The organism is Amycolatopsis sp. CA-230715, assembly GCF_018736145.1.
Classification (GTDB): Bacteria; Actinomycetota; Actinomycetes; order Mycobacteriales; family Pseudonocardiaceae; genus Amycolatopsis.
In genome coordinates, this window is the sequence record NZ_CP059997.1 from 6,446,834 (window position 1) to 6,467,563 (window position 20,730).

Consider the following 20,730-nt stretch of genomic DNA (forward strand, 5'->3'; position numbering starts at 1 on the left):
AAAACCGGCCCCGCCGCTGGCTGCGGCGGGGCCGGTTCTTGCACCGGAACCGGTCAGCTGACCGGACGCGGGGCGAGGTTCACTTCGATGGTGTTGCCGGGGCCCGAGGCGACGCCGCTGACGACGTCGTTCATGAACCCGCAGCCCTGCAGCGGCGGCAGGGTGTAGGTGCCGGTCAGCTTGCCGCCAGCCAGCGGGTCGAAGCCGGGCTTCGACTGGAGCTGGATCTGGGCGGGCGTCTTCGTCTGGCACGACGGGCTCGACGAGACCGGGATGCCGAAGACGGTGATCCGCGGCAGTTTGACCGTCACCGACGAGGTCGACTTGAGCACCCCGTCCTTCAGCGTGCCGGTGGTCTTGCCGACCGGGGCGAACTCGATCTTCGCGGTGACCGGGACGAAGCCCCAGAGCGTGAAGTTCGCGCTCGTCGGGTTGAGCGAGAGATCCGCGTCGAAGGTCCCGTTCGACAGGGAGATCGCGGCGTTGATGCCCCCGCGCAGGTCGATCGGGCCGGTGAGCTTCTTGAGCTGCGACTTGCCGGTCAGATTGTAGCTGTACTTGACGACCGGCGGGGTGTCCTTCGGCTTGGTCCGCGCCTTGACCGCGGCACTGGGCGCCGACTTGTTGCCCGCGGCGTCCTTGGCGACCACGGTGAAGGTGTACTCGGTGTCGGCGGTGAGGCCTTCCACGGTCGCCGTGGTCCCGGTGACCGTCTTGACGAGGTTGGTGCCGTTGTAGACGTCGTACCCGGTGACGCCCACGTTGTCCGTCGCGGCGTCCCACGCCAGCACGACCGTGGTTTGGGTCGTGTCGGTAGCGCGCGGGTTGCCCGGCACGGTGGGTGCCTGCGTGTCGGCCGCGGCCTGGGTCTTGGCCTTGGCCGCGGCGCTGGCGGTGGATTTGTTCCCGGCGGCGTCCTTGGCGACGACGGTGAAGGTGTATTCGGTGTCGGCGGTGAGGCCCTCCACGGTCGCCGTGGTCCCGGTGACGGTCTTGACCAGGTTGGTGCCCTGGTAGACGTCGTAGCCGGTGACACCGACGTTGTCGGTCGACGCGGTCCACGCGAGCGTCACGCTGGTCTGCGTGGCGCCGGTCGAGTGCAGGTCCCCGGGAACGGTCGGGGCCTGCGTGTCGGGCGCGGCCTTGGTGTGCGCCGTGGCGGCCGCGCTGGCCGGGGACTTGTTACCCGCGGCGTCCTTGGCCACCACGGTGAACGAGTAGTCCGTGTCCGGGGTGAGCCCGTCGACGGTCGCCGTGGTCCCGGTGACGGTCTTGACCAGGTTGGTGCCCTGGTAGACGTCGTAGCCGGTCACGCCCACGTTGTCGGTCGAGGCCGTCCACGACAGCGCGACGCTGGACTGCGTCACGTCCGAGGTGGCGAGCCCTGCCGGTGCCGAAGGCGCTTCGGTGTCCGGTGTGGTCGCGGTGCGCGCGGTCACCGGCGCGCTGGCCGGGGACTTGTTGCCCGCCGCGTCCTTGGCGACGACGGTGAAGGTGTACTCGGTGTCGGGGGTCAGCCCGTCGACGGTGGCGGTGGTTCCGGTGACCGTCTTGGCGAGGGTGTCGCCCTGGTACACGTCGTACTCGGTCACGCCGACGTTGTCGGTCGACGCGTCCCAGGCCAGGCCGACGCTGGACTGCGCGGTGCCGGTGGCGTGCAGGTTCCCGGGAGCGGTGGGTGCCTGCGTGTCGGCCGCGGCCTGGGTCTTGGCCTTGGCCGCGGCGCTGGCGGTGGATTTGTTCCCGGCGGCGTCCTTGGCGACGACGGTGAAGGTGTACTCGGTGTCGGCGGTGAGCCCGTCGATCGTGGCGGTGGTTCCGGTGACCGTCTTGGCGAGGGTGTCGCCCTGGTACACGTCATACCCGGTCACGCCCACGTTGTCGCTGGACGCGTCCCAGGCCAGCGCGACGCTGGTCTGGGTGGTGCCGGTGGCGTGCAGGTTGCCCGGCACGGTCGGGGCCTGCGTGTCCGGCGCCTTGGTCGTGTGCGCCGTGACCGCGGCCGTGGCGGGCGAGATGTTGCCCGCCGCGTCCTTGGCTTTGACGGTGAAGCTGTAGTCGGTGTCCGGGGCCAGCCCGTCGATGGTGGCGGAGGTGCCGGTGACGGACTTGACCAGGGTGGTGCCCTGGTAGACGTCGTAGCCGGTCACGCCCACGTTGTCGGTGGCGGCGCCCCAGGACAGCGCGACGCTGTTCGAGGTGACGTCACCGACGGTCACGGCACCGGGCGCGGACGGCGCCACGGTGTCGCCTGCCTCGGTGACGGTGAAGGTGTGCAGCACGTTGTTCTGGCCGTTCGCCGGCGTGCAGTCCGCGACGAAAGTGCCGAGGCCGGTCTCCGCGCCGGAGGCGGTCAGCGGGGTCATCGTGAGCACGAGGTCGTGCACCGAAAGCGTCGCCGTGCCGGGTTTGTCGAACCGCAGCGACGGTGCCGAACCGCTGGCGTTGACGACCAGGTCGTTGCCCTCGGCCGGGATGGGCTGCTGCGGGATGGCGGTGGGCACGCCGACGGCGAGATGGCCCTGCGGGCTGGAAACCAGCGAGGTGGCCAATGCCGAACCCTTGATGGTTTCGGCGCCGACGAGGCGGAGGCCCTGTGTCGCGGTCTTGCCCGCGTTGGACACCGCGGTGATGTCGATCTTCGGCGTGTACTCGCCGACCGCGATCTTGTCCGGCAGGGTCGCGTTGATGTCGACCGAGACGTCCTGGTTGCCGATCAGCGGGAACGGGCAGCTGTACACCTGGTGCAGCGGCGGGTGGTTGCCGGTGCCGACGATGGTTTCCGGCGTGACGGCGGGACCGGTCACCGTGTAGGTCTGCAGGATCGTGTCCTGGCCCTGCGCCGGGGTGCAGTCCGAGGTGAAGGTCTTGAGCTCGGTCGGCGTGCCGTCGGCCCGCAGCGGGGTCATTTCGAGCTCGAGATCGGTCACCGCGAGCGTCGCGGTGCCGGGCTGGTCGAACCGGAGCGCTGGCGCGCTGCCGGTGGCGTTGACGACGAGATCGTTGCCCACCGCGGGGATCGGCTGGTTCGGCACGTCGGAGCTGACCTTGACGGTCTGGCTGCCCTGGGTGCCCGGCATCGTCACGACCGAGGTGGCCTTCGCGGTGCCCTTGATGGTTTCGGCGCCGACCAGGCGGAGGCCCTGCGTCGCGGTCTTGCCCGCGTTCGACACCGCGGTGATCTCGATGGCGGGGGTGAGCTTGCCGGTGGCGATCGTCGAAGGCTGGGTGGTCTTGATGGTCACCGCGACGTTCTGGGGGCCGATGAGCGGGAACGTGCAGGAGTAGTTCTGCGTGAGCTCGCCCTGAGCCGCGGCGCTGGTGCCCGAACCGATCGCGAGCCCCATGACCACCATGGCCGCCGTGCTCACCACGGCTACGGCCCCGGTGGCCAGTCTTCGAGTTCGTCTTCTGTGTTTCACAGGTCATCCTCCAAGTGCTCACATACACGCGTCATTGGGTGAAAAGGGCACAACTGTTGCCGACGGTTGAATTCGGCGGAGGCGCGTGAAATGTGCGTTACGGCTGTGCTACGACGTCAAATTAACGCACCCGGACGCGTTGATTTGCAAGGAAAAACTCGCACTGACCTGGGAAATCGGCAAAGTTGTCATCGCGGGTCGAATGGGGAAGGATGAACTGTGACCCGGAGTCGATAATCGTGAGAAACCGCAGGTGCGCCGCACCGGACTCCCGGTATCTTTCGCTATGTTCCAACGGTAGGAATTTAACCAACCCCGGTTCGCCGCCAAGCGTGGTTCGCGGTGCTCAACCGCCACGGGGTCAGCTTCAGCACGGTGATCCGCTCGTCGCGGTGGTCGTCCCCGCCGAGTATGCGCGGGTCGTAGCCGAGCGGCTCGGGCGCGGTGGCGAACAGGTGCCACACCTTGCGGCGGACCGGTTCGCCGCCGTCGAACTCCGCGTCGCACTCGGCGACCGCGACCTCGTGCGCGGGATCCCAGTACGAGCACGAAACATGCGGGTGCGCGCCGAGGTGGGCGACCTTGAGCGGGGTGGGCCTGGTGAACACCCAGCCCGTCACGCCGCCCTCGGTGCGCTCCCAGTACGGGTGCACGATCCGCGAGCGCGGCCGCCCGTGCCGGTCCACGGTGGCCAGCGCGCACCAGACGATCCGGTGCGCGATGCGGACGAAGTCGTCGAGCAGCGCCGTCGAGGGTCTGCTAAGTTCCACAACCATGGTTGTGCAGTCTAGCTCGCTGGACCTGTCCCTCGCCGCCCTGTTCGCCGGGTGGGCCATGACCGGCGAGGTGCAACGGCGCCTGACCGCGGACGGCTTCGGCGAACTCCGCTTCAACGACGGCGTGGTGATCCAGCACGTGGTCGCGGGGCCGGTGTCGATCACCGCGCTCGCGGAACGCATGGGCGTGACGCAGCAGGCGGCGTCCAAGGCCGTCGGCGACCTGGAGCGCCGTGGCCTGCTCACCCGCGCACCGTCGCCATCGGACGCCAGAGCGAAACTGGTGTGCCTCACCGATTACGGCGAGGACTCCGTCCGCGCGGCCCGCGTCCACCGCGCGGCGATCGACGCCGAACTGGCCGAGGAGTTCGGGGCGGACCGGGTCGCGGAAGCCGCCGTCCTGCTCGCGGCGGTGCTGACCCGCTTCGACGCCGTCGACGCGATCAAGGGCCGCCGGGTCCGTCCGCCGGTGTGAGCGGGGGTTTGGAGGTGCTTCTTCGGCGCGGGTTGTTCCTCGGTGGTTCCGGCTCCGAATTCGGCCGCTGCTGCGGCGGGCGTACTCAGTCCGTCAACGTTTGCCGCGGTCTGCCCGGTGGGCGGGAGCTGCGGTCTGTTGTGGACATTGTGGATCGGGTCGCCGGGGTGGGTGACCGGGGTAGCTGTCTGCCGGGTTTGCTGGGGTGGTTGCCCGCCGGTGTGGCGGGGGTTTGGTTATGCGGCGCGGGGTTGGGCGGTGTGGATGGTGTTGGTCCGGGGTCTTCGCCAGGGGTCCACGTGTTCGGGTGGGGTGAATTCGGGCATGCCGTTGATCATGCGGACTTTCCAGTCGCTGTTGTGGAGTAGGCGGTGGTGGTGTCCGCAGAGGAGGACGAGGTTGCCGAGGTCGGTGGTGCCGCCGTTCCACCATTCTCGGACGTGGTGGGCGTCGCAGTGTCGGGGCTTCCGGGTGCAGCCGGGAAAAGCGCAGCCGCCGTCGCGGATGGCGAGCATGAGGCGGAGGCCTTCGGTCACGATTCGCTTGGCGCGCCCGTATTCCAGTGGTTGACCGTCAGTGCCGAGCACGGCGGGAATGACCTTGCAGTCACACGCCAGGATGCGGGCTTCGCTCGCGGTGATGTTCGTGACGAGGTCGAGGCAGGCTTGGCCGAGTCCCTTTTGGAGCAGTTCCAAGGGGATGGTGATGACGATGTCGCCTCGGGTGCTGCTGTGGTTCGGCGCCTCCGGATGACTCGCGGCCAGATTCACGATCTCCATGAACGCATCCCCGTAGCGCTCGGCTCTACCGCGCACCAGGGGGTTGTCTTCCTTGTGGGGCTTGGCCAGCGGCTCAAGCAGTGCGAGGGTTTTCGCGCCGGACATCGGATCGAGATAGCCGTCGAACTTGATCGAGCCGTCTTTGCCTTGCCGGTACCGGAAAGCGCGTTTGGGTTCGGGGGTGTCGCGGGGTTCGCGGCTGTCGGGGTCGAGGGTGTCGCGCAACCGCCGACCGGCCGCGGCGACTTCCGCCGTGGTCGCGTTCCGAGCGAGATCGACCAGAGTTTTCTCGGTCTTCTCGCGTTCGTCGACCGGCACGGTGTCCGGGATCGCCTGCAGTGCCGACACGATCCCATCCACATGCAGTGGCGAGATCGCGCCTTCGGCAGCGGCTTCTCCGGTCAGCGGCGCTGCGGCGGGAATCTCCGCGCCGCCAGCACTTCGGCCGGGATTGATCGCGAGCGCCCGCGCCACCAGTTTCCGCACCGCGGCCGAGGAAGTCCGTGCGATCTCCGCGACCAGTGCGGCGGTGGAGGGATATCCGAGTTCACGTGTGCCGCCATTGTCGAGTTCCGCGATCACGTGGCAGACCCGGGATTCCTGCTTCCACAAGGACATCATCTCTTCCCGCAGCAGCGCGGCTTTCTCGCGCGCGGCGAGCTGCCACAGCTCCCGCTGCGGTGTAAGGGAAGAGTTCTCGGACACGAGTCCATTCTACCGCGATCGCACAGAGGTTCGACTGATCCATCCAGGTGAACCAGGGCCACAGTCTGAAGTGGACTATAGAAAACCTCTTGCTGGCAAAGGAAAATCTGCCGATCTAGCAACCGGCGCCCGGCTTCGGCAAGTCGCCCACCCTCATACAGTCCAAAGCCTTCAGTGAACCGCCACCTGACACGACGACCAGCACCGCCCGACCCCAAACAACCAGTGAAGAGCCCGCCATGCCACGACCAGGGATCACGACGCCCGCGCGTGCACCACTTCCACGACGCCGTTGCGCGACTTGACGCCCAGCTTTCCTAGTAGACGGGCCACATGTGCCTGCACGGTCCGCCGCGGCAGCGCCAGTTCCGAGGCGATGTCCGGGTTCGATCGCCCGTCCGCCACCAGGTGTGCGATTTCGACCTCCACATCGGACAGTGACGCCCAGCCGGAGTTGGGGCGTACTTCCGGCCTGGCTCGTCCCGCGGTCACGCCGAGCGCGGACAGCCGGGTTTCCGCGCGCCGGATGTCCCATCGTGCGCCGAGGCGGGAGAATTCGGCGATCGCCTGTTCCAGTGCGGAGCGCGCGCCTTCGGGGCGGTTGTCGCGGGCGAGCAGGACGGCGGCGTCTTCCAGTGCGGAGGCCATTTCCAGGTACCTGCCGACCCGGCGGTAGTGCTCGGCGACGTCCAGCATCGGCTCTTCGTCGCCGGAGAGCAGGGCGCGGCACCGCGCGGCCGCGGCGGCCGCTCTCGCCGGGTGCACTTCCTTGGCTGCTTCTTCTTCGCAGACGCGCAGCGCGTGCTTCGCGGTGTCGATGTCGCCGGTCTGGAGCGCGAGCCGCGCCAGGTCCGGCAGCCACTGGTGGCGCAGCATCATCGCGGCGTAGGTCGGGTCGAGCACCGGTGCCAGCAGTTCGATCGCCTTGCCGGGTTCGCCGCGCTGTTCGGCCGAAAGCGCTTGCGCCACAAGCAGGAAGTCGCAGCTTTCGCGCTCGGCGGAGGTGACGGGTGCGTGCTCTTCGGCAGCGTCGAGATGACCCGCCGCGATGAACGTCTCGTCGCGCCTGCCCGCGATCAGCGCCGCGACCCCGTGCAGCAGCAGTGCCGCGGGGCCCGGCTCGCGGAGGCCGTGGAACGTGATCGCCGGACCGTCTTCGGTGACGGTGTCGAGTTCGACCAGTGCCTCGTCCCACCTGCCCTGCCAGTAGTGCTGGACGGCGGCCGAAACCTGCAGCCCGTGCGGGAGCCGGTAGCGCTGGGCGACCTCGCGAGCCGACCGCAGGGTCCCTTCGGCGTCGTCGAGGCGGTCGAGGTTCTGCAGCGTGAAGATCCGGTTGTCGAGCAGGTCGAAGTGCAGCCCGGCGACACCGGGGCTGTTGGCCACCACCGAAAGCGCGGTGTCCACGTGCGCGAGCGCCTGCGGGTGGTCGCGGCGGATGGACTGCACCAGCCACAGCGTCTGCTGCGCGTGCGCGATCGGGTACGGCTCGGCGCTGACGAGCGCGGCTTCGTACGCCCGGTGCGCGGCTTCTTCGGTGGCGTTGAGATCGCTGAGATCGCCGCGGCCGAAGTTGGCGGCGAGCGAGCGCCGCCGCTCGTTCCAATGCGCCGGGACGTCGGGATCGTCCTCACCGAGCACTTCGAGCGCGGCCTTCGTTTCGCCGCGCCGGTGCAGCAGCGCGGCGAGCATGTGCCGCAGCTCGATGGCGCGCACCGGATCGGTGACGACGGAAAGCGCCTGCCGCGCCAGGTCTTCCGGGTTGCGCTGCAACCGGAACAGCACGCGCACCAGTGCGAACAGGAGCACTTCCCGCCGGGGGTCGTCGATCCGGCCCGCGTCGAGCACCTGCTTGAGCAGTTCCGCGGCGATCTCCGGTGCCCTGGTCGCCACCGCGTTGTGGTTGCGCACCAGCCAGTCCAGCACCCAGGGGTCGGCGAGCGCGGGCACCGTGACGAGCTGCTCGGCGACCTGGCGGACCGGCGCGTCGGACTTCGCGAGCGCCTCCGCGGCCTGCCGGTGCCACGAAACCCTGATGGCGCCGGGAATGCTGTCGTAGAGCGCCTGCCGCAGCAGCGGGTGCCGGAAGGTCAGCCTGGCGCCCGCGTCGAGCACCACCCTGGCCGACACCGCTTCGTCGAACGCGCCGACCAGCTCCGAGGGCAGCTTGCCCAGCACGGTCGCGACGTCGGACACCGCGAACTCGACCCCGAGCAGTGCCGCCCACCGCAACGCGTGCTGCGTGCCGGGGGAGAGGAACTCCAGCGTGCGTCCGATAGCGCCGCTGACCGAGCGCGGCAGGTCGTACCCGCTGGGGTCCTTCAGGTCCGCGGCACCGCCGGTGAAGGCGACCGCGTCGCCCTTGACCAGCGCTTCGGTGGTTTCCCTTACGTACAACGGGTTTCCGGGCGCGCGGGCGGCGAGCGCGCGCAGGCCGGGGCCGAGCGGCGCGCCGATCACGGCGGTCATCAGCTCCTCGGCCTGCCCCTCGCTCAGCGGATCGAGCAGGAGAACGGTGCCGTCGCGCGCTTCGACGCCGCGTCGCAGCTGCGCCAGCTCCGGCCGGTCCGCGGCGGGCCTCGTCGCCGCGACGAGCAGGAGCGGCTGCTGGCGCGTGGCGGCGCACAACCGGTGCCACATCAGCACACTGGCCTCGTCCGCCCACTGGAGGTCGTCCACCACGAGCACCAGCGGCGCCCGCGCGCACAGCTCGTCGACCATCGCCAGCAGGTTGTCCACTGTGGACATGACGGGGTCGCCGTCCGCGTCGTCCTCCGCCAGCGGTCCGTCGGCGGCGTCGAGCCCGAGGCACGCCGAGATGACTTGGAGCGGGAACCGCCTGCCCAGTTCTTCGGCGACAGCCCAGGCGAGCTGGCAGCCTCGTTCGCCGGCGTCGGCGAGCGCTTCGGAGAGCAGCTCCGACTTGCCGATCCCGGCCTCGCCTTCGATCCACACCGCCCTGCCGGTGCCGAGGAGCACGTCGTCGACGAGCTGCCGCAGCACCTCGGATTCGCGGCCGCGACCGACGAAGAGCTGGTCCTGCGGCGCTTCGAGTCCACGCGCGACGTACGCGGGGAGCACTCGCAGGCGACCGTCCCCGCCGGGAGTGAGCGCGGGATCGTTGGTGAGTATGCGTTCGTGGGTGCGGCGCAGCGCTTCGCCCGGTTCGGTGCCGAGCTCGGCGTGCAGGACCTGGCGCGCCCGCTGGAATGTTTCCAGTGCTTCGGTGCGGCGCCCGGCGCGGTAGAGCGCGAGCAGAACGGTCTCCCACAACGATTCCCGCAGCGGGTGGCGTTGCACGAGCGTGGTCAGCTCGGCGATCACCTCGGTGGTCCGGCCGAGTTCGAGCATGCTCGCGGCCCGGCGCTCGACGACTTCGACGCGCTGGTCCGCCAGGCGCGTTCGCTCGGATTCGGCGTACGGGCCGGGAATCCCGGAGTACGCCTCGCCCTGCCACAGCGCGAGCGCGGCGTCGAAGGCGGCCACAGCACCGGCGTGCTCCCCTGCCGCCGCAAGGGTTTCCGCGGTGCGGCGGTTCTCGTCGAACTCCACGACATCGGACCGGCCGACGTTGAGCAGGTAGCCCGCGCCCTCGGACAGCAGGACGGCACCGGCGGACCAGCGCGACCGGTCGGGGTCGAGGCAGCGGCGGAGTCCCGAAACGTAGGTGTGCACACTGCCTTCCGCGCTCGCCGGCGCGGCGGACCCCCACACCGCCTCGATCACCTCCGCCCTGGTCACCACGTGGTTCGCCCGTGAAGCGAGCACGGCCAGTACAGCGCGCTGCCGCGCCGGGCCCAGCGCGAGCTCGGCGCCACCGCGCCAGGCCCGTACCGGCCCGAGCAGCGCGACCTCGAGTTCGGCGGCCACCGGTTCAGCCATCGGTCCCCGTTCGGGTGGTCGCGGTGATCGAGGTGACGGCGGGCGGGGACATGCCGAAGGGGCGCAGCCTGCCTTCGGCGCGCCGCGAATCCCAGCGCGCGCCGAGCCGGGTGTAGGCGCGCAAGGCCTTGCGGAACGCGGCTTCGGCGCCGTCGTGATCGCCGCGCTCGGCCATCAGCACGGCGGCGTCCTCCATCGCGGTCGCGAAGGACAGCGGCGCGCTTTGCGCGTGGTAGTGCCCGGCGGCGGTCAGCACGCGCGAGGGATCGTGTTCGAGGAGGCCGCGGCAGTGCGCCGCCTCCGGCCCCGGTGTCGTTTCGCACAGCATCGTGGCGTACCTTGCCCGCGCGCGGTCGCCGGTCTCCGACGCGAGCCGCACGAGCACGGGGAGCCAGTGGTGGCGGTACCGCGTTGGCTGGAACCGCTTCTCGAAGCTCGCGGACAGCAGGTCGAGCGCTTCCTCGGCGTGGCCGAGCTGTTCGGCGACGACGGCGTTCGCGACGAGCAGGAAGTCCGCGCCCTCGAAATCGGTGGTGCCGAGCCGGGGTTGTTCTTGCGCGGCAAGGAGATGGGCCTTCGCGGTGCCGGCCTCGCCGCGATGGCCCGCGATGAGCCCGGCGACGCTGTGCAGGAGCCGCACCGATCCCGGCGGGCCGAGCAGGTACGACGCGACCGCCGCGCCGTCACCGATGACGGTCCCGAGTTCGGCGAGCACGGAATCCCACGAGCCGTGGTAGTAGGCGCGCGCGGTCCGGCCGCACGAAAGGTCGTCGTCGGTGACGGCCCGCAGCGTCGGCATCATGTCGTCGAGCAGCAGCCGGTGCAGCGTGGCCAGTTTCGGCACCACGGAAACCACTTCCAGCGCCCTGTCCAGCCCGGCGTCCGATGTGGACTTCTGCGCGGGAAGGAACGTGGCGAGCAGCGAGCCGGCGGGCATGACCAGCGACAGCAGCGATTCGTGGTGCTCGCGCCACGCCGAGGGCATGGCGGGGTCGCGCAGCGCGTCCTGCACCCCGGTGATCGCGGCGGGGATGTCACCGCGGCGGTAGTGCAGGTACGCGACGATCCACCGCATTTCGGCCGCACGGAAGGGATCGGTGGTCCTGGCCGCGACGGAGGCGGCCTCCGCCATCGGTTCCCCGCCGAGCCAGAACTGGAGCCTCGTTTCGACCGTGGTGAGCGCGTCCCGCGTCTCGGCGTCCGCGGCGGCGGATCCGGCGGCGAGGCGCAGCAGGCGCAGCGCGGACTGGGGCGTGCGCGTGGCGAGCGCGCCGATCTCGGCGGGTACCCAGTCCAGCACCCACGGTTCGATCGGGGCCCCGGCGGCGATCAGCTGCTCGGCGACGCGGTCGGCGCGGCAGCCGAACCGGGCCATCGCGTCCGCGAACTGGCGGTGCAGCGCGACCCTGACCCCGGCGGGCGTGTGGTCGTACAGCGCGCGCCGGACCACCGGGTGCCGGAATTCGAGGCGGTCGTCCGGTGAGGTGAGCACCCCGCCGACGAGTGCCTCCAGCACCGCCGCCGTGGTGTCGATCTCGCGGTCGCCGAGCGCGGCCTCCAGTTCGGTGACGGTGAACCCGTCGCCGAGCAGCGCGGCGAGGCGCAGCACCTCCCTGGTGTCCTCGGTCAGGAAGGTCAGGTGCTGCGCCGCCGGGAACACCGGTGACTCCCCGCTCGCGAACCGCTCGGCGATTTCCTTGACGTAGCGCGGGTTTCCGGCCGCGAGCGCGCTGGAGGCGAGCAGGTCCGCACCGGGCTCGGCGCCGAGCGCTTCGACGAGGAGGCCGCGCACCTCGTCCTCGTCGAGCGGGCCGAGACCGATCGTCGTGGTGCTCGCCAGCACCGCGCGCAGGCGTGCCACCTCGGGCCGCCGCGGGAGCGGACGGCACGCGCCCGCGAGCAGCAGCGGCAGCCGCCCGGTCTCCTCGGCGAGGCGTTCCCACACCAGCAGGCTCGCGGGATCGGCCCACTGCATCTCGTCGCCGACGAGGACGAGCGGGCCGTCTTCGCACAGGCGCTCGACGAGATCCACCACGTCGTCGACGGCGTCGGTCATCGCGTCCACACCGGACTCGGCGAGTGCGCGCACGCGTTCGGCGAGCCCGGCCCGTTGCGGATCGTCGCTCTGGACGGAGACGCCGAGGCCCGCGAAGGCATCGAGCAGGAACCGCAAGGGAAAACGCTGGCCGAGCTCGTCCGCGACGGCCCACGCCACCGGGACGTCGCCGGTGCCGGACAGTCCTTCGGCCAGTAGCGCGGACTTCCCGATCCCTGGCTCGCCGTCGATCCAGACCGCGCCGCCGCGGCCAGCGGACACGGCGGTCGCGGCGGCGCGCAGCACGGACACTTCGGCGTCCCTGCCGACGAACGAAGCCGCTTCGCCGGGGACGGTGCCGGTGAGCATCTGGTCGTGCAGGTGGGTCAGCGCGGTGCTCGGCTCGACGCCGAGCTTGGCCACCGTGGTGCGGTGGAAGTCGGTGTAGACGCCCAGCGCGTCGGTCCGCCTGCCCGCGCGCCACAGCGCCGTCATGAGCAGGCCGCGCAGCCCTTCGCGCAGCGGATGCCGTGCGACGAGGTCGAAGAGGTCTTCGAGCACCGCGGCGTGTTCGCCCGCGTCGAGCGCGACCTGCGCGCGGAGTTCCTTGGTGTCCAGCCACATTTCGGTCAGCCGGTCGCGCTGCGCGGCGGCGAACGGGCCCGGCGTGCCGTCGAGGGCCTCGCCCTGCCACAGCGCGAGCGCGGCGTCGAGGTTTTCCCTGCGCCGTGCGGGGTCCGCGCCGCGGGACTCCTCGCGCAGCGCGGCGAACCGGGACACGTCGAGCGCGTCCGGTTCGAGCCGGAGGCGGTACCCCGATCCTTCGGACACCAGCACGGTGCCAGCGGACCGGCGCGAGCGCCCGGGTTCGAGCGCCTGCCGGAGGCCGGAGACGTAGGTGTAGATGCTGCCGCTCGCGCTCGCCGGCGCCGACTCGCCCCAGATCGCGTCGATCAGCTCGGCCCGCGGCACCACGGTGTTCGCCCGCAGGGCGAGCACCGCGAACACGGCGCGCCGGTGCGCGGAACCGAGCGAGATCTCCGAGCCGTCGGACTGCCACGCGCGCACGGGACCGAGCAGCTGGGCCTTCACCGGGACCGCGCCCTAGATGCCACGCTCGTGGCGAGCGTCATCGGTCGTTCCTTCCGCGATTGGTGGGGTCGCGGACCCTGGAGGAGTCCTGGTTCGCTCCAAAGTTAGCAGGCACACACCAGAATAGCGCCGGTGCCGGTGCTGGCTGCTCATCTGAGCACCTTCGACGCTTAACGGGTGGGCCGGGAGCGACCGAGGTTCGGTCGCTCCCGTCGCCGTCAGGCCCCGCGGAACCGGTTGATGCCGTCGAGATGGCGTTCGCGCAGCTCCGGATTCCGCACGCCGAGGCCCTCTTCCGGGGCCAGGCACAGCACGCCGACCTTGCCCTGGTGCGCGTTGCGGTGGACGTCGAGCGTGGCCTGCCCGGTTTCTTCGAGCGGGTAGGCCTTCGACAGCGTCGGGTGGATGTGGCCCTTGGCGATCAGCCGGTTCGCTTCCCACGATTCCCGGTAGTTCGCGAAATGGGAGCCGATCACTCGCTTGAGGTTCATCCACAGGTAGCGGTTGTCGTACTGGTGCAGATAACCGGAGGTCGACGCGCACGTCACGATCGTGCCGCCGCGCCGTGCGGCGTAGACCGAGGCGCCGAACGTTTCGCGGCCGGGGTGCTCGAAGACGATGTCCGGGTCGTCACCGCCGGTCAGCTCGCGGATCTTCGCGCCGAACCGCTGCCATTCCTTGGGATCCTGCTCGTGCTCGTTCTTCCAGAACTGATATCCCTCGGCGGAGCGGTCGATCACCAGGTCCGCGCCCATCGCGCGGCAGATGTCGGCTTTTTCCTCGCTGGACACCACGCACACGGGGATCGCGCCACCGTTGAGCGCGAACTGGGTCGCGTACGAGCCGAGCCCGCCGGAAGCGCCCCAGATGAGCACGACGTCGCCCTGCTTCATGTCCGCGCCGTTCTTGGACACGAGCTGCCGGTAGGCGGTGGAGTTGACCAGGCCGGGGGAGGCGGCCTCCTCCCAGGTGAGGTGGTCCGGCTTCGGCATCAGCTGGTTCGCCTTGACCAGCGCGATCTCGGCGAGGCCGCCGAAGTTCGTCTCGAAGCCCCAGATCCGCTGCTCGGAGTCGAGCATCGTGTCGTTGTGCCCGTCCGGGCTCTCCAGTTCGACGTTGAGGCAGTGCGCCACGACCTCGTCACCGGCCTGCCAGCGGTGGACGCCGGGGCCGGTGCGCAGCACGACGCCGGCCAGGTCCGAGCCGACCACGTGGTACGGCAGGTCGTGCCGCTTCGCCAGCGGCGAGAGCTTGCCGTACTTCTTGAGGAACTTGAACGTCGGGATCGGCTCGAAGATCGACGTCCAGACGGTGTTGTAGTTGATCGCGCTGGCCATCACCGCGACGAGCGCTTCACCGGGGCCTAGCTCCGGGGTCGGCACCTCGTCGACGTGCAGCGACTTGCGGGGGTCCTTCTCCTTCGTCGGCAAGCCTTCGAAGAGGTCCGCCTCGTCGGCGTGCACGGTGACGCCGCGGTAGTGCTCGGGTACCGCGAGCGATCCCAGCGAGGCGGGATCGCCGGACAGGATGGCCTGCCGGATTTCGCCGAGTTCGTCGTTGGGCATGGTGCCTCCGCGTGGCTTGGTCGGGCGCCGGGTCCCCGATGAAATTACTGGCCAGTAACTAACGGCACAACTGTACGAGACGAGCGGCACTCGCACATCTGGAGGACCGTGACCACGCCGTGTTTGACCGGCTGGCCAACCAAGGAGCAACATGGACCTCGGAGACACCGCGAAACACACGGTTCCCCAAGGTCACGGAGGTGATACCGATGCAGGAAACCCCGGCACGTCCTTGGACGCGACCGCACGACTGGGCAGAGGTCGTGTTCGGCGTGGTGGCGCTGCTTTCCCCGATCTGGGTGGACACGAGCACCGCCGCGATGTGGACCATGATCGTGCTCGGCGCACTGGTCGCCGTCGACGGCGTGGCTTCGCTGGCCGCGCCCGGCATGGTCTACGGCGAGGGCATCCAGATCGTCCTCGGCGCGCTGCTGTTCGTTTCGCCGTGGGTGATGTCGTACACGGATCTGATGGGCGCGGCGTGGACGTCGTGGATCGCGGGCGCGCTGACGGTCATCGCGGGCGCGCTGGCCTACCCGGTCGCGAACGCGGCGCACATCAGGATGGCGGGCCAGCACTGAGCAACGCCAGGGAAAGGATCCTGCAAGCGGCGGAAGAGCTGTTCGCCGGAGCCGGTTTCGACGCCACGCCCACTTCGCGTATCGCGGAGCGGGCCGGCGTGCCGAAAGGCTTGGTGCACTACTACTTCCGCCGCAAGCCGGATCTGCTGAGCGCGCTCGTGCAGCGCCTGCCCGACGAGCACGTCGACCCCGCGCACGTGGTGGTGACCGGTGACGTCGCGGAGAGCCTGCGCCGCCTCGTCGCCGAACTGGACCGCAGGCTGTCGTCCTCGCGGGTGCTGTCGCACCTGCTGTGGCGTGAGGCGGACACGCACCACGCCGTCCGCGACGCGCTCCAGGAACGGCACGGCCGGCTCGTCGCGCAGGTGCGCGCGGTCATACTCGCGGCCGCCGCGGGCGGCGTCGCGCTCGCCGACGTGGACAGCGCCTCGGCACTGCTCGCGCTCGCCGTCGGCTACCGCCATTCGGTGGCGCGCCACGCTTCCGACGAGCGCCCCGGCGAAATGGAACGCGAGCTGACCTTCGTCGCGAACGCGCTCACGCCCCGCCCGACCTAGGCTGGTTTGTCGCCGGGCTCGACCAGTTCCACGAGCACGCCGCCGGTGCTCTTCGGGTGCACGAAGTTGGCCTTCGAATTCGACGTGCCGGGGCGCGGGTCGTCCCAGAGCACTTTCAGGCCCTTGTCGCGCAGGCCGTCGGCGGCCTCGACGATGTCGGGGACGCGCAACGCGAGCTGCTGCACGCCGGGGCCCTTGCGCTCGAGGAACTTGGCGATCGTGGAGTCGGGACCCAACGGGGCCAGCAACTGGATCGCCGTGCCGGTGCCGTCGTCGCCGGGGGCGCGCAACATGGCTTCGTGCGTCCCCTGGTCTTCGTTGACCTCGACGTGCCTGAGCTCGAACCCGAAAGAGGCGCGGTAGAACTCGATCGCTTCGTCGAGATCCGGCACCGCGATGCCGACGTGGTCGATGGCGCTGAGGGGCTGGGGGGACTTCGCATCCATTACCGCAGAGTAAGCACAGGTGGCCGGATCGCACCCATTGCGGAATCGTTGCAGCACCCGGTTGTGCCCCTACTCACAGCGCTGGAAGGCGAACGAGGACAGAATATGGGGGTACAACGACGTCGCTTGGAGGCCAATTGTGTCCGGTTCCGTGATCCTGGGTGCCGCCCGTACCCCGATCGGTCGATTGCTCGGGTCCCTCAAGGACTTCTCGGGCGCGCAGCTGGGCGGTGTCGCGATCAAGGCGGCGCTGGAACGGGCCGGTGTCGCGCCGGAGCAGGTCCAGTACACGATCATGGGCCAGGTGCTCACCGCGGGCGCCGGTCAGATCCCGGCGCGCCAGGCCGCGGTCGCGGCGGGCATCGGCATGGACGTGCCCGCGCTGACGATCAACAAGGTGTGCCTGTCCGGGCTCGACGCGATCGCGCTCGCCGACCAGCTGATCAGGGCGGGCGAGTTCGACATCGTGGTCGCGGGCGGCCAGGAGTCGATGACGCAGGCGCCGCACCTGCTGCCGAAATCGCGGTCCGGGTTCAAGTACGGCGACACCACGCTCGTCGACCACATGGCCTACGACGGCCTGTTCTGCGCCTTCGACCAGGTCGCGATGGGCGCGTCGACGGAGAAGCACAATACCCGGTACGGGGTGACGCGCGCGGCGCAGGACGAGTTCTCCGCGCGGTCGCACCAGCGCGCCGCGGCGGCGATCGAGAAGGGCTTGTTCGACGCCGAAATCGCGCCGGTCCCGGTGCCCCAGCGCAAGGGCGACCCGGTGCTGTTCAGCGTCGACGAGGGCGTGCGCGCCGACACCACCGCCGACGGGCTCGGCAAGCTGCGGCCCGCGTTCGCCTCCGACGGCACCATCACCGCGGGGTCGGCGTCGCAGATCTCCGACGGCGCCGCCGCGGTCGTGGTCGCGAGCAAGGCCAAGGCCGAGGAGCTCGGGCTCACCGCGCTCGCCGAGATCGGCGCGCACGGCGTGGTCGCCGGGCCCGACGCCAGCCTGCACGAGCAGCCGTCCAACGCGATCAACGCGGCACTCGCCAAGGCGGGCCTCGACGCGTCGGCACTCGACCTGGTGGAGATCAACGAAGCGTTCGCGGCCGTCGGCCTGGTGTCGACCGAAAAGCTCGGCCTCGACCCGGAAAAGGTCAACGTCAACGGCGGCGCGATCGCGCTCGGCCACCCGATCGGGGCCTCCGGCGCCCGGCTCGCGGTGCACCTCGTGCACGAGCTGGCGCGCCGCGGCGGCGGCCTCGGCGCGGCCGCGCTGTGCGGTGGCGGTGGCCAGGGCGACGCTTTGCTCCTCCGCGTTCCGGGGCGGTAGTGCGGGTAGACGTCGGCGAGCTGGTCGATCGCGCGCGTGCCGGGCAGCACCGCGCGATCGCCAGGCTGGTCTCGCTCGTCGAGGACGCGCATCCGCAGCTGCGGGAGATCGCCGCGGCGCTCACTCCGCACACCGGGCACGCGCGCGTCGTCGGGCTGACCGGCCCGCCGGGGGTCGGTAAGTCGACATCGACCTCGGCGCTGCTCACCGCGCTGCGCAAGGCGGGGCTGCGCGTCGGCGTGCTCGCGATCGACCCGTCGTCCCCGTTCTCGGGCGGCGCGCTGCTCGGCGACCGGGTCCGGATGGGCGAGCACGCGACGGACGCCGGGGTGTTCATCCGCTCGATGGCCACGCGGGGCCATCTCGGCGGCCTTTCGTGGGCGACGCCGCAGGCGGTGCGCGTGCTTGACGCGGCGGGTTTCGACGTGGTGCTCATCGAGACCGTCGGGGTTGGACAGTCCGAAGTGGACGTTGTCCGGCTCGCGGACACCACCGTGGTGCTGCTGGCGCCCGGCATGGGTGACGGCATCCAGGCCGCGAAGGCCGGGGTGCTCGAAATCGCGGACGTGTTCGTGGTGAACAAGGCGGACCGGCCCGGCGCGGACGCCACGGTGCGCGAGCTGAAGCAGATGATGGCGATGGCGCGCCGCGAGATCAGGGGCCCGAGCTGGCGCCAGCCCGTGGTGCGCACGGTGGCCTCGGAGAACGACGGCGTCGAGGACGTGGTGGCCGCGCTGGAGCAGCACCACGACTGGCTGCGGGCGTACGGCGAACTCGACCGCCGCCGCGCCGCGCGGGCCGCGGGCGAGGTGGAAGCGATCGCGATGCGGCAGCTCCGCGCCGAACTGGAGGAACTGCGCGACGGGGACCGGCTGGCCCAGCTCGCCAGGCGCGTGGTCGACCGGGAGCTGGACCCGTACGCGGCCGCCGACGCGGTCATCGACGACCTGCGCCGGTCAAGGAGCGGCGGCCCGCAGGGTTGATCCCGCCTTGGTGCGCAAGGGATCTCCGTGCCCGAAGCACGCGATGCCGACGTCGAGCGCGGCCATCCGGTGGTAGGACTTCGCGGCCTGCTCGTGATCGGTGTTGAAGACCCCGACGATCGGCCCGGACTCGGTGTTGGCGATCGCGTCACCGGTGAACAGCACGCCGTGCGCGGGAAGGTGCAGCGCGAGGCTCCCGTCGGTGTGGCCCGGCACGGACAGGGCCTGCGCGCCGCCGCCGAAATCGAGGATTTCCCCGTCGGCGACTTCGCGGTCGACGTGCGTGGGCGGACCGGTCAGCAGCTCGGGCTCGCCGATCTGTTCCCACAGCGGGCGTTCCCAGTCGAGCAGGTCGGGGAACGGGGCGGGCACTTCGCCGCGGATGAGCGCGGCTTCGGCCCGGTGTGCGATCACCTCGGCCCCGGTGGCCGCGCGCAGTGCCGCCGCCGAACCCGTGTGGTCGCCGTGGAAGTGGGTCAGCATGATCCTGGCCAGCGGGCCGATCGCGTCGAGCGCTTCGATGATCGCCGGTGCGGAGCCGGGCGGACCGGAGTCGACGAGCGTCATCGCGTCGTCGTCCCGCCAAAGGTAGGCCTGCCCGATGGGGAAGCGCAGCAGGTGCAGGCGTTCGGAGATTTCGATGACGTCCACGTCGTCACCGTAGCCGTGGAAACCGTTGCGGTGCCAGCGGATCAGCTCACGGCAGAACGTCGGAAAGCAGCGCGAGGAAGGCGTCCAGCGTCGGCGCGAACGCGTGGTCGGCCGGTGCCGCGTACCCGCACACGATGCCCTGCGGCCTCGCTCCCGGCGTGATCCAGCTGCGGCGCAGCGTTTCGAGCTCGATCGACCTGGCGCGGGCGGCCGTGTGCACCCGCTCCTCCGTGACGCCGTCCGGCAGCGTCAGCAGGAGTTGCAGCCCCGCGGAGATCCCCCGCGGCGTGACCGCTTCCGGCAGCGCGGCGAGGAGCTTGTCGCGGCGGTCGCGGTAGCGCGCGCGGGACCGCCGCACGTGCCGGTCGTACGCGCCGGAATCGAGCAGGTCCGCCAGCACGAGGTGGTCGAGCACGGGCGGCCGCCAGCCGCCGGCCGTCAGCGCCGCGCGCACCGGTTCGACGAGTGCGCGCGGGAGGACCAGCCAGGCGATCCGGAGGCTGGGTGAGAGGGTCTTGCTCGCCGTGCCGACGTAGACCACGTGCTCGGGCGCGAGCGCCTGCAGCGCGCCGACCTGCTGCCGGTCGAAGCGGAATTCGCCGTCGTAGTCGTCTTCGATCACGACGGCACCGGTTTCCGCCGCCCAGCGCGCGAGTTCGGTTCGCCGCGACGGCGCGAGCGTGGCACCGGTGGGGTACTGGTGCGCCGGGGTCACCACCACCGCCGGACTGTCTATTTCGGACACCCGGACGCCGTGCTCGTCGACGTCGACCCCGGTGACGGTGATCCCGTTGCTCGCGGCCACGTGCCGGAATCGGGGCAGTGACGGGTCTTCGAAGGCGATCTCGGCCGTACCGCGCTCGCGCAGGACCCGGCTCAGCACCGCGATCGCGTGCGAGAACCCGCCGCACACCACGATCCGGTCGGGATCGGTGACCACGCCGCGGGCGCGGGCGAGGTACTGCGAAAGCGCGCTGCGCAAGGCGAACGGGCCGCGCTGCTCCTCGTAGCCGAACGCGGTGGCCGGGGCGTGCTGGAGCACCCGGCGGGTGGCCGCGAGCCAGTCGGCGCGGGGGAACGACGAGAGATCGGGGCGGCCGGGCATGAGCGTCCACCGGCGCGCGGGGGCCGGGCGCACGGTGGCGCCGGGCGCGGGCGCCGTCGCGCTGCCCACCGGGGCGACCTGGGTCGGCGCGCCCTGGCTGGTCCGCAGGTAGCCCTCCGCGCTGAGATCGGCGTACACGCGCGTCACGGTGCCCCTGGCGACGCCGAGATCCGCCGCGAGCGCGCGCGTGGAGGGCACCGTCGTCCCCGGTGCGAGCCTGCCGTCCCGGATCGCCGCGCGGAACGCCTCGGCGAGGCCGTGCCTGCCGTGCTCGGGGCGCCAGCCGAGGTGGACGTCCCAGCCCGGACTGGACCACGATTGTGTCATAGAACTGGACCATACTCGTGGG

General features: G+C 70.7%; 14 protein-coding genes. 5 read left to right on the forward strand and 9 right to left on the reverse strand.

The window, feature by feature from the left end; translation table 11 throughout:
• Positions 1–53: 53 nt before the first annotated feature.
• Together HUW46_RS30985 and HUW46_RS30990 are read right to left on the reverse strand one after the other, a co-directional pair.
• Entirely contained in the window at positions 54–3,422 is a 3,369-nt protein-coding gene (locus tag HUW46_RS30985; protein WP_254125059.1) for a fibronectin type III domain-containing protein, read from the reverse strand.
• A gap of 305 nt (positions 3,423–3,727) precedes the next feature.
• Positions 3,728–4,198 (reverse strand): pyridoxamine 5'-phosphate oxidase family protein, encoded by a 471-nt coding sequence (locus HUW46_RS30990; RefSeq protein ID WP_215542306.1) that lies wholly within the window; start codon positions 4,196–4,198, stop codon positions 3,728–3,730.
• On the opposite strand from HUW46_RS30990, the gene HUW46_RS30995 reads away from it, so the two are divergent.
• Positions 4,197–4,673, forward strand: a complete 477-nt coding sequence (locus HUW46_RS30995; RefSeq protein ID WP_215542307.1) for a MarR family winged helix-turn-helix transcriptional regulator — start codon at positions 4,197–4,199, stop codon at positions 4,671–4,673. The genes HUW46_RS30990 and HUW46_RS30995 overlap by 2 nt on opposite strands.
• A gap of 236 nt (positions 4,674–4,909) precedes the next feature.
• Here the strand turns inward: HUW46_RS30995 and HUW46_RS31000 are convergent, their stop codons facing one another.
• From HUW46_RS31000 to ccrA, 4 genes are all read right to left on the reverse strand, one after another.
• A complete protein-coding gene (locus tag HUW46_RS31000) occupies positions 4,910–6,064 on the reverse strand; it encodes an HNH endonuclease signature motif containing protein (protein ID WP_215542308.1) in 1,155 nt (384 codons plus the stop codon).
• A 348-nt stretch (positions 6,065–6,412) separates the two neighbouring features.
• Positions 6,413–10,039, reverse strand: a complete 3,627-nt coding sequence (locus tag HUW46_RS31005; RefSeq protein ID WP_215542309.1) for a BTAD domain-containing putative transcriptional regulator — start codon at positions 10,037–10,039, stop codon at positions 6,413–6,415.
• Positions 10,032–13,166: a BTAD domain-containing putative transcriptional regulator gene (locus HUW46_RS31010; protein ID WP_215542310.1), complete on the reverse strand. Its 3,135-nt coding sequence runs from the start codon at positions 13,164–13,166 to the stop codon at positions 10,032–10,034. The genes HUW46_RS31005 and HUW46_RS31010 overlap by 8 nt, the downstream gene beginning before the upstream one ends.
• 218 nt (positions 13,167–13,384) lie before the next feature.
• Complete coding sequence (gene ccrA, locus HUW46_RS31015; RefSeq protein WP_215542311.1) at positions 13,385–14,731, reverse strand: crotonyl-CoA carboxylase/reductase; 1,347 nt, start codon at positions 14,729–14,731, stop codon at positions 13,385–13,387.
• 209 nt (positions 14,732–14,940) lie between these two features.
• Between ccrA and HUW46_RS31020 the strand changes: the two genes are divergently transcribed.
• Complete coding sequence (locus HUW46_RS31020) at positions 14,941–15,312, forward strand: SPW repeat protein (protein ID WP_215542312.1); 372 nt, start codon at positions 14,941–14,943, stop codon at positions 15,310–15,312.
• Entirely contained in the window at positions 15,309–15,869 is a 561-nt protein-coding gene (locus HUW46_RS31025; RefSeq protein ID WP_215550217.1) for a TetR/AcrR family transcriptional regulator, read from the forward strand. The genes HUW46_RS31020 and HUW46_RS31025 overlap by 4 nt, the downstream gene beginning before the upstream one ends.
• Here HUW46_RS31025 and mce read toward each other — a convergent pair.
• Positions 15,866–16,315 carry a methylmalonyl-CoA epimerase gene (gene mce / locus HUW46_RS31030; protein ID WP_215542313.1) on the reverse strand — a complete coding sequence of 150 codons (450 nt, stop codon included), beginning with the start codon at positions 16,313–16,315 and terminating at the stop codon, positions 15,866–15,868. The two genes, HUW46_RS31025 and mce, sit on opposite strands and share 4 nt — an antisense overlap.
• A gap of 139 nt (positions 16,316–16,454) precedes the next feature.
• On the opposite strand from mce, the gene HUW46_RS31035 reads away from it, so the two are divergent.
• On the forward strand, positions 16,455–17,642 hold the full coding sequence (locus tag HUW46_RS31035) for an acetyl-CoA C-acetyltransferase (protein WP_215542314.1): 1,188 nt from the start codon (positions 16,455–16,457) through the stop codon (positions 17,640–17,642).
• Positions 17,642–18,625: a methylmalonyl Co-A mutase-associated GTPase MeaB gene (gene meaB / locus HUW46_RS31040; protein WP_215542315.1), complete on the forward strand. Its 984-nt coding sequence runs from the start codon at positions 17,642–17,644 to the stop codon at positions 18,623–18,625. The genes HUW46_RS31035 and meaB overlap by 1 nt, the downstream gene beginning before the upstream one ends.
• Here the strand turns inward: meaB and HUW46_RS31045 are convergent.
• Together HUW46_RS31045 and pdxR are read right to left on the reverse strand one after the other, a co-directional pair.
• A complete protein-coding gene (locus HUW46_RS31045; protein WP_215542316.1) occupies positions 18,599–19,276 on the reverse strand; it encodes an MBL fold metallo-hydrolase in 678 nt (225 codons plus the stop codon). The genes meaB and HUW46_RS31045 overlap by 27 nt on opposite strands.
• A gap of 46 nt (positions 19,277–19,322) precedes the next feature.
• Positions 19,323–20,708: a MocR-like pyridoxine biosynthesis transcription factor PdxR gene (gene pdxR, locus HUW46_RS31050; RefSeq protein WP_215542317.1), complete on the reverse strand. Its 1,386-nt coding sequence runs from the start codon at positions 20,706–20,708 to the stop codon at positions 19,323–19,325.
• Between the last annotated feature and the right edge of the window lie 22 nt (positions 20,709–20,730).

Excerpts from the sequence above, each read along its gene's own strand:
- HUW46_RS30990 (WP_215542306.1), bottom strand. The coding sequence starts at position 4,198 with ATGGTTGTGGAACTTAGCAGACCCTCGACGGCGCTGCTCGACGACTTC.
- pdxR (WP_215542317.1), bottom strand. The coding sequence starts at position 20,708 with ATGACACAATCGTGGTCCAGTCCGGGCTGGGACGTCCACCTCGGCTGG.
- HUW46_RS31020 (WP_215542312.1), top strand. The coding sequence starts at position 14,941 with ATGCAGGAAACCCCGGCACGTCCTTGGACGCGACCGCACGACTGGGCA.
- ccrA (WP_215542311.1), bottom strand. The coding sequence starts at position 14,731 with ATGCCCAACGACGAACTCGGCGAAATCCGGCAGGCCATCCTGTCCGGC.
- HUW46_RS31005 (WP_215542309.1), bottom strand. The coding sequence starts at position 10,039 with ATGGCTGAACCGGTGGCCGCCGAACTCGAGGTCGCGCTGCTCGGGCCG.
- mce (WP_215542313.1), bottom strand. The coding sequence starts at position 16,315 with ATGGATGCGAAGTCCCCCCAGCCCCTCAGCGCCATCGACCACGTCGGC.
- HUW46_RS30995 (WP_215542307.1), top strand. The coding sequence starts at position 4,197 with ATGGTTGTGCAGTCTAGCTCGCTGGACCTGTCCCTCGCCGCCCTGTTC.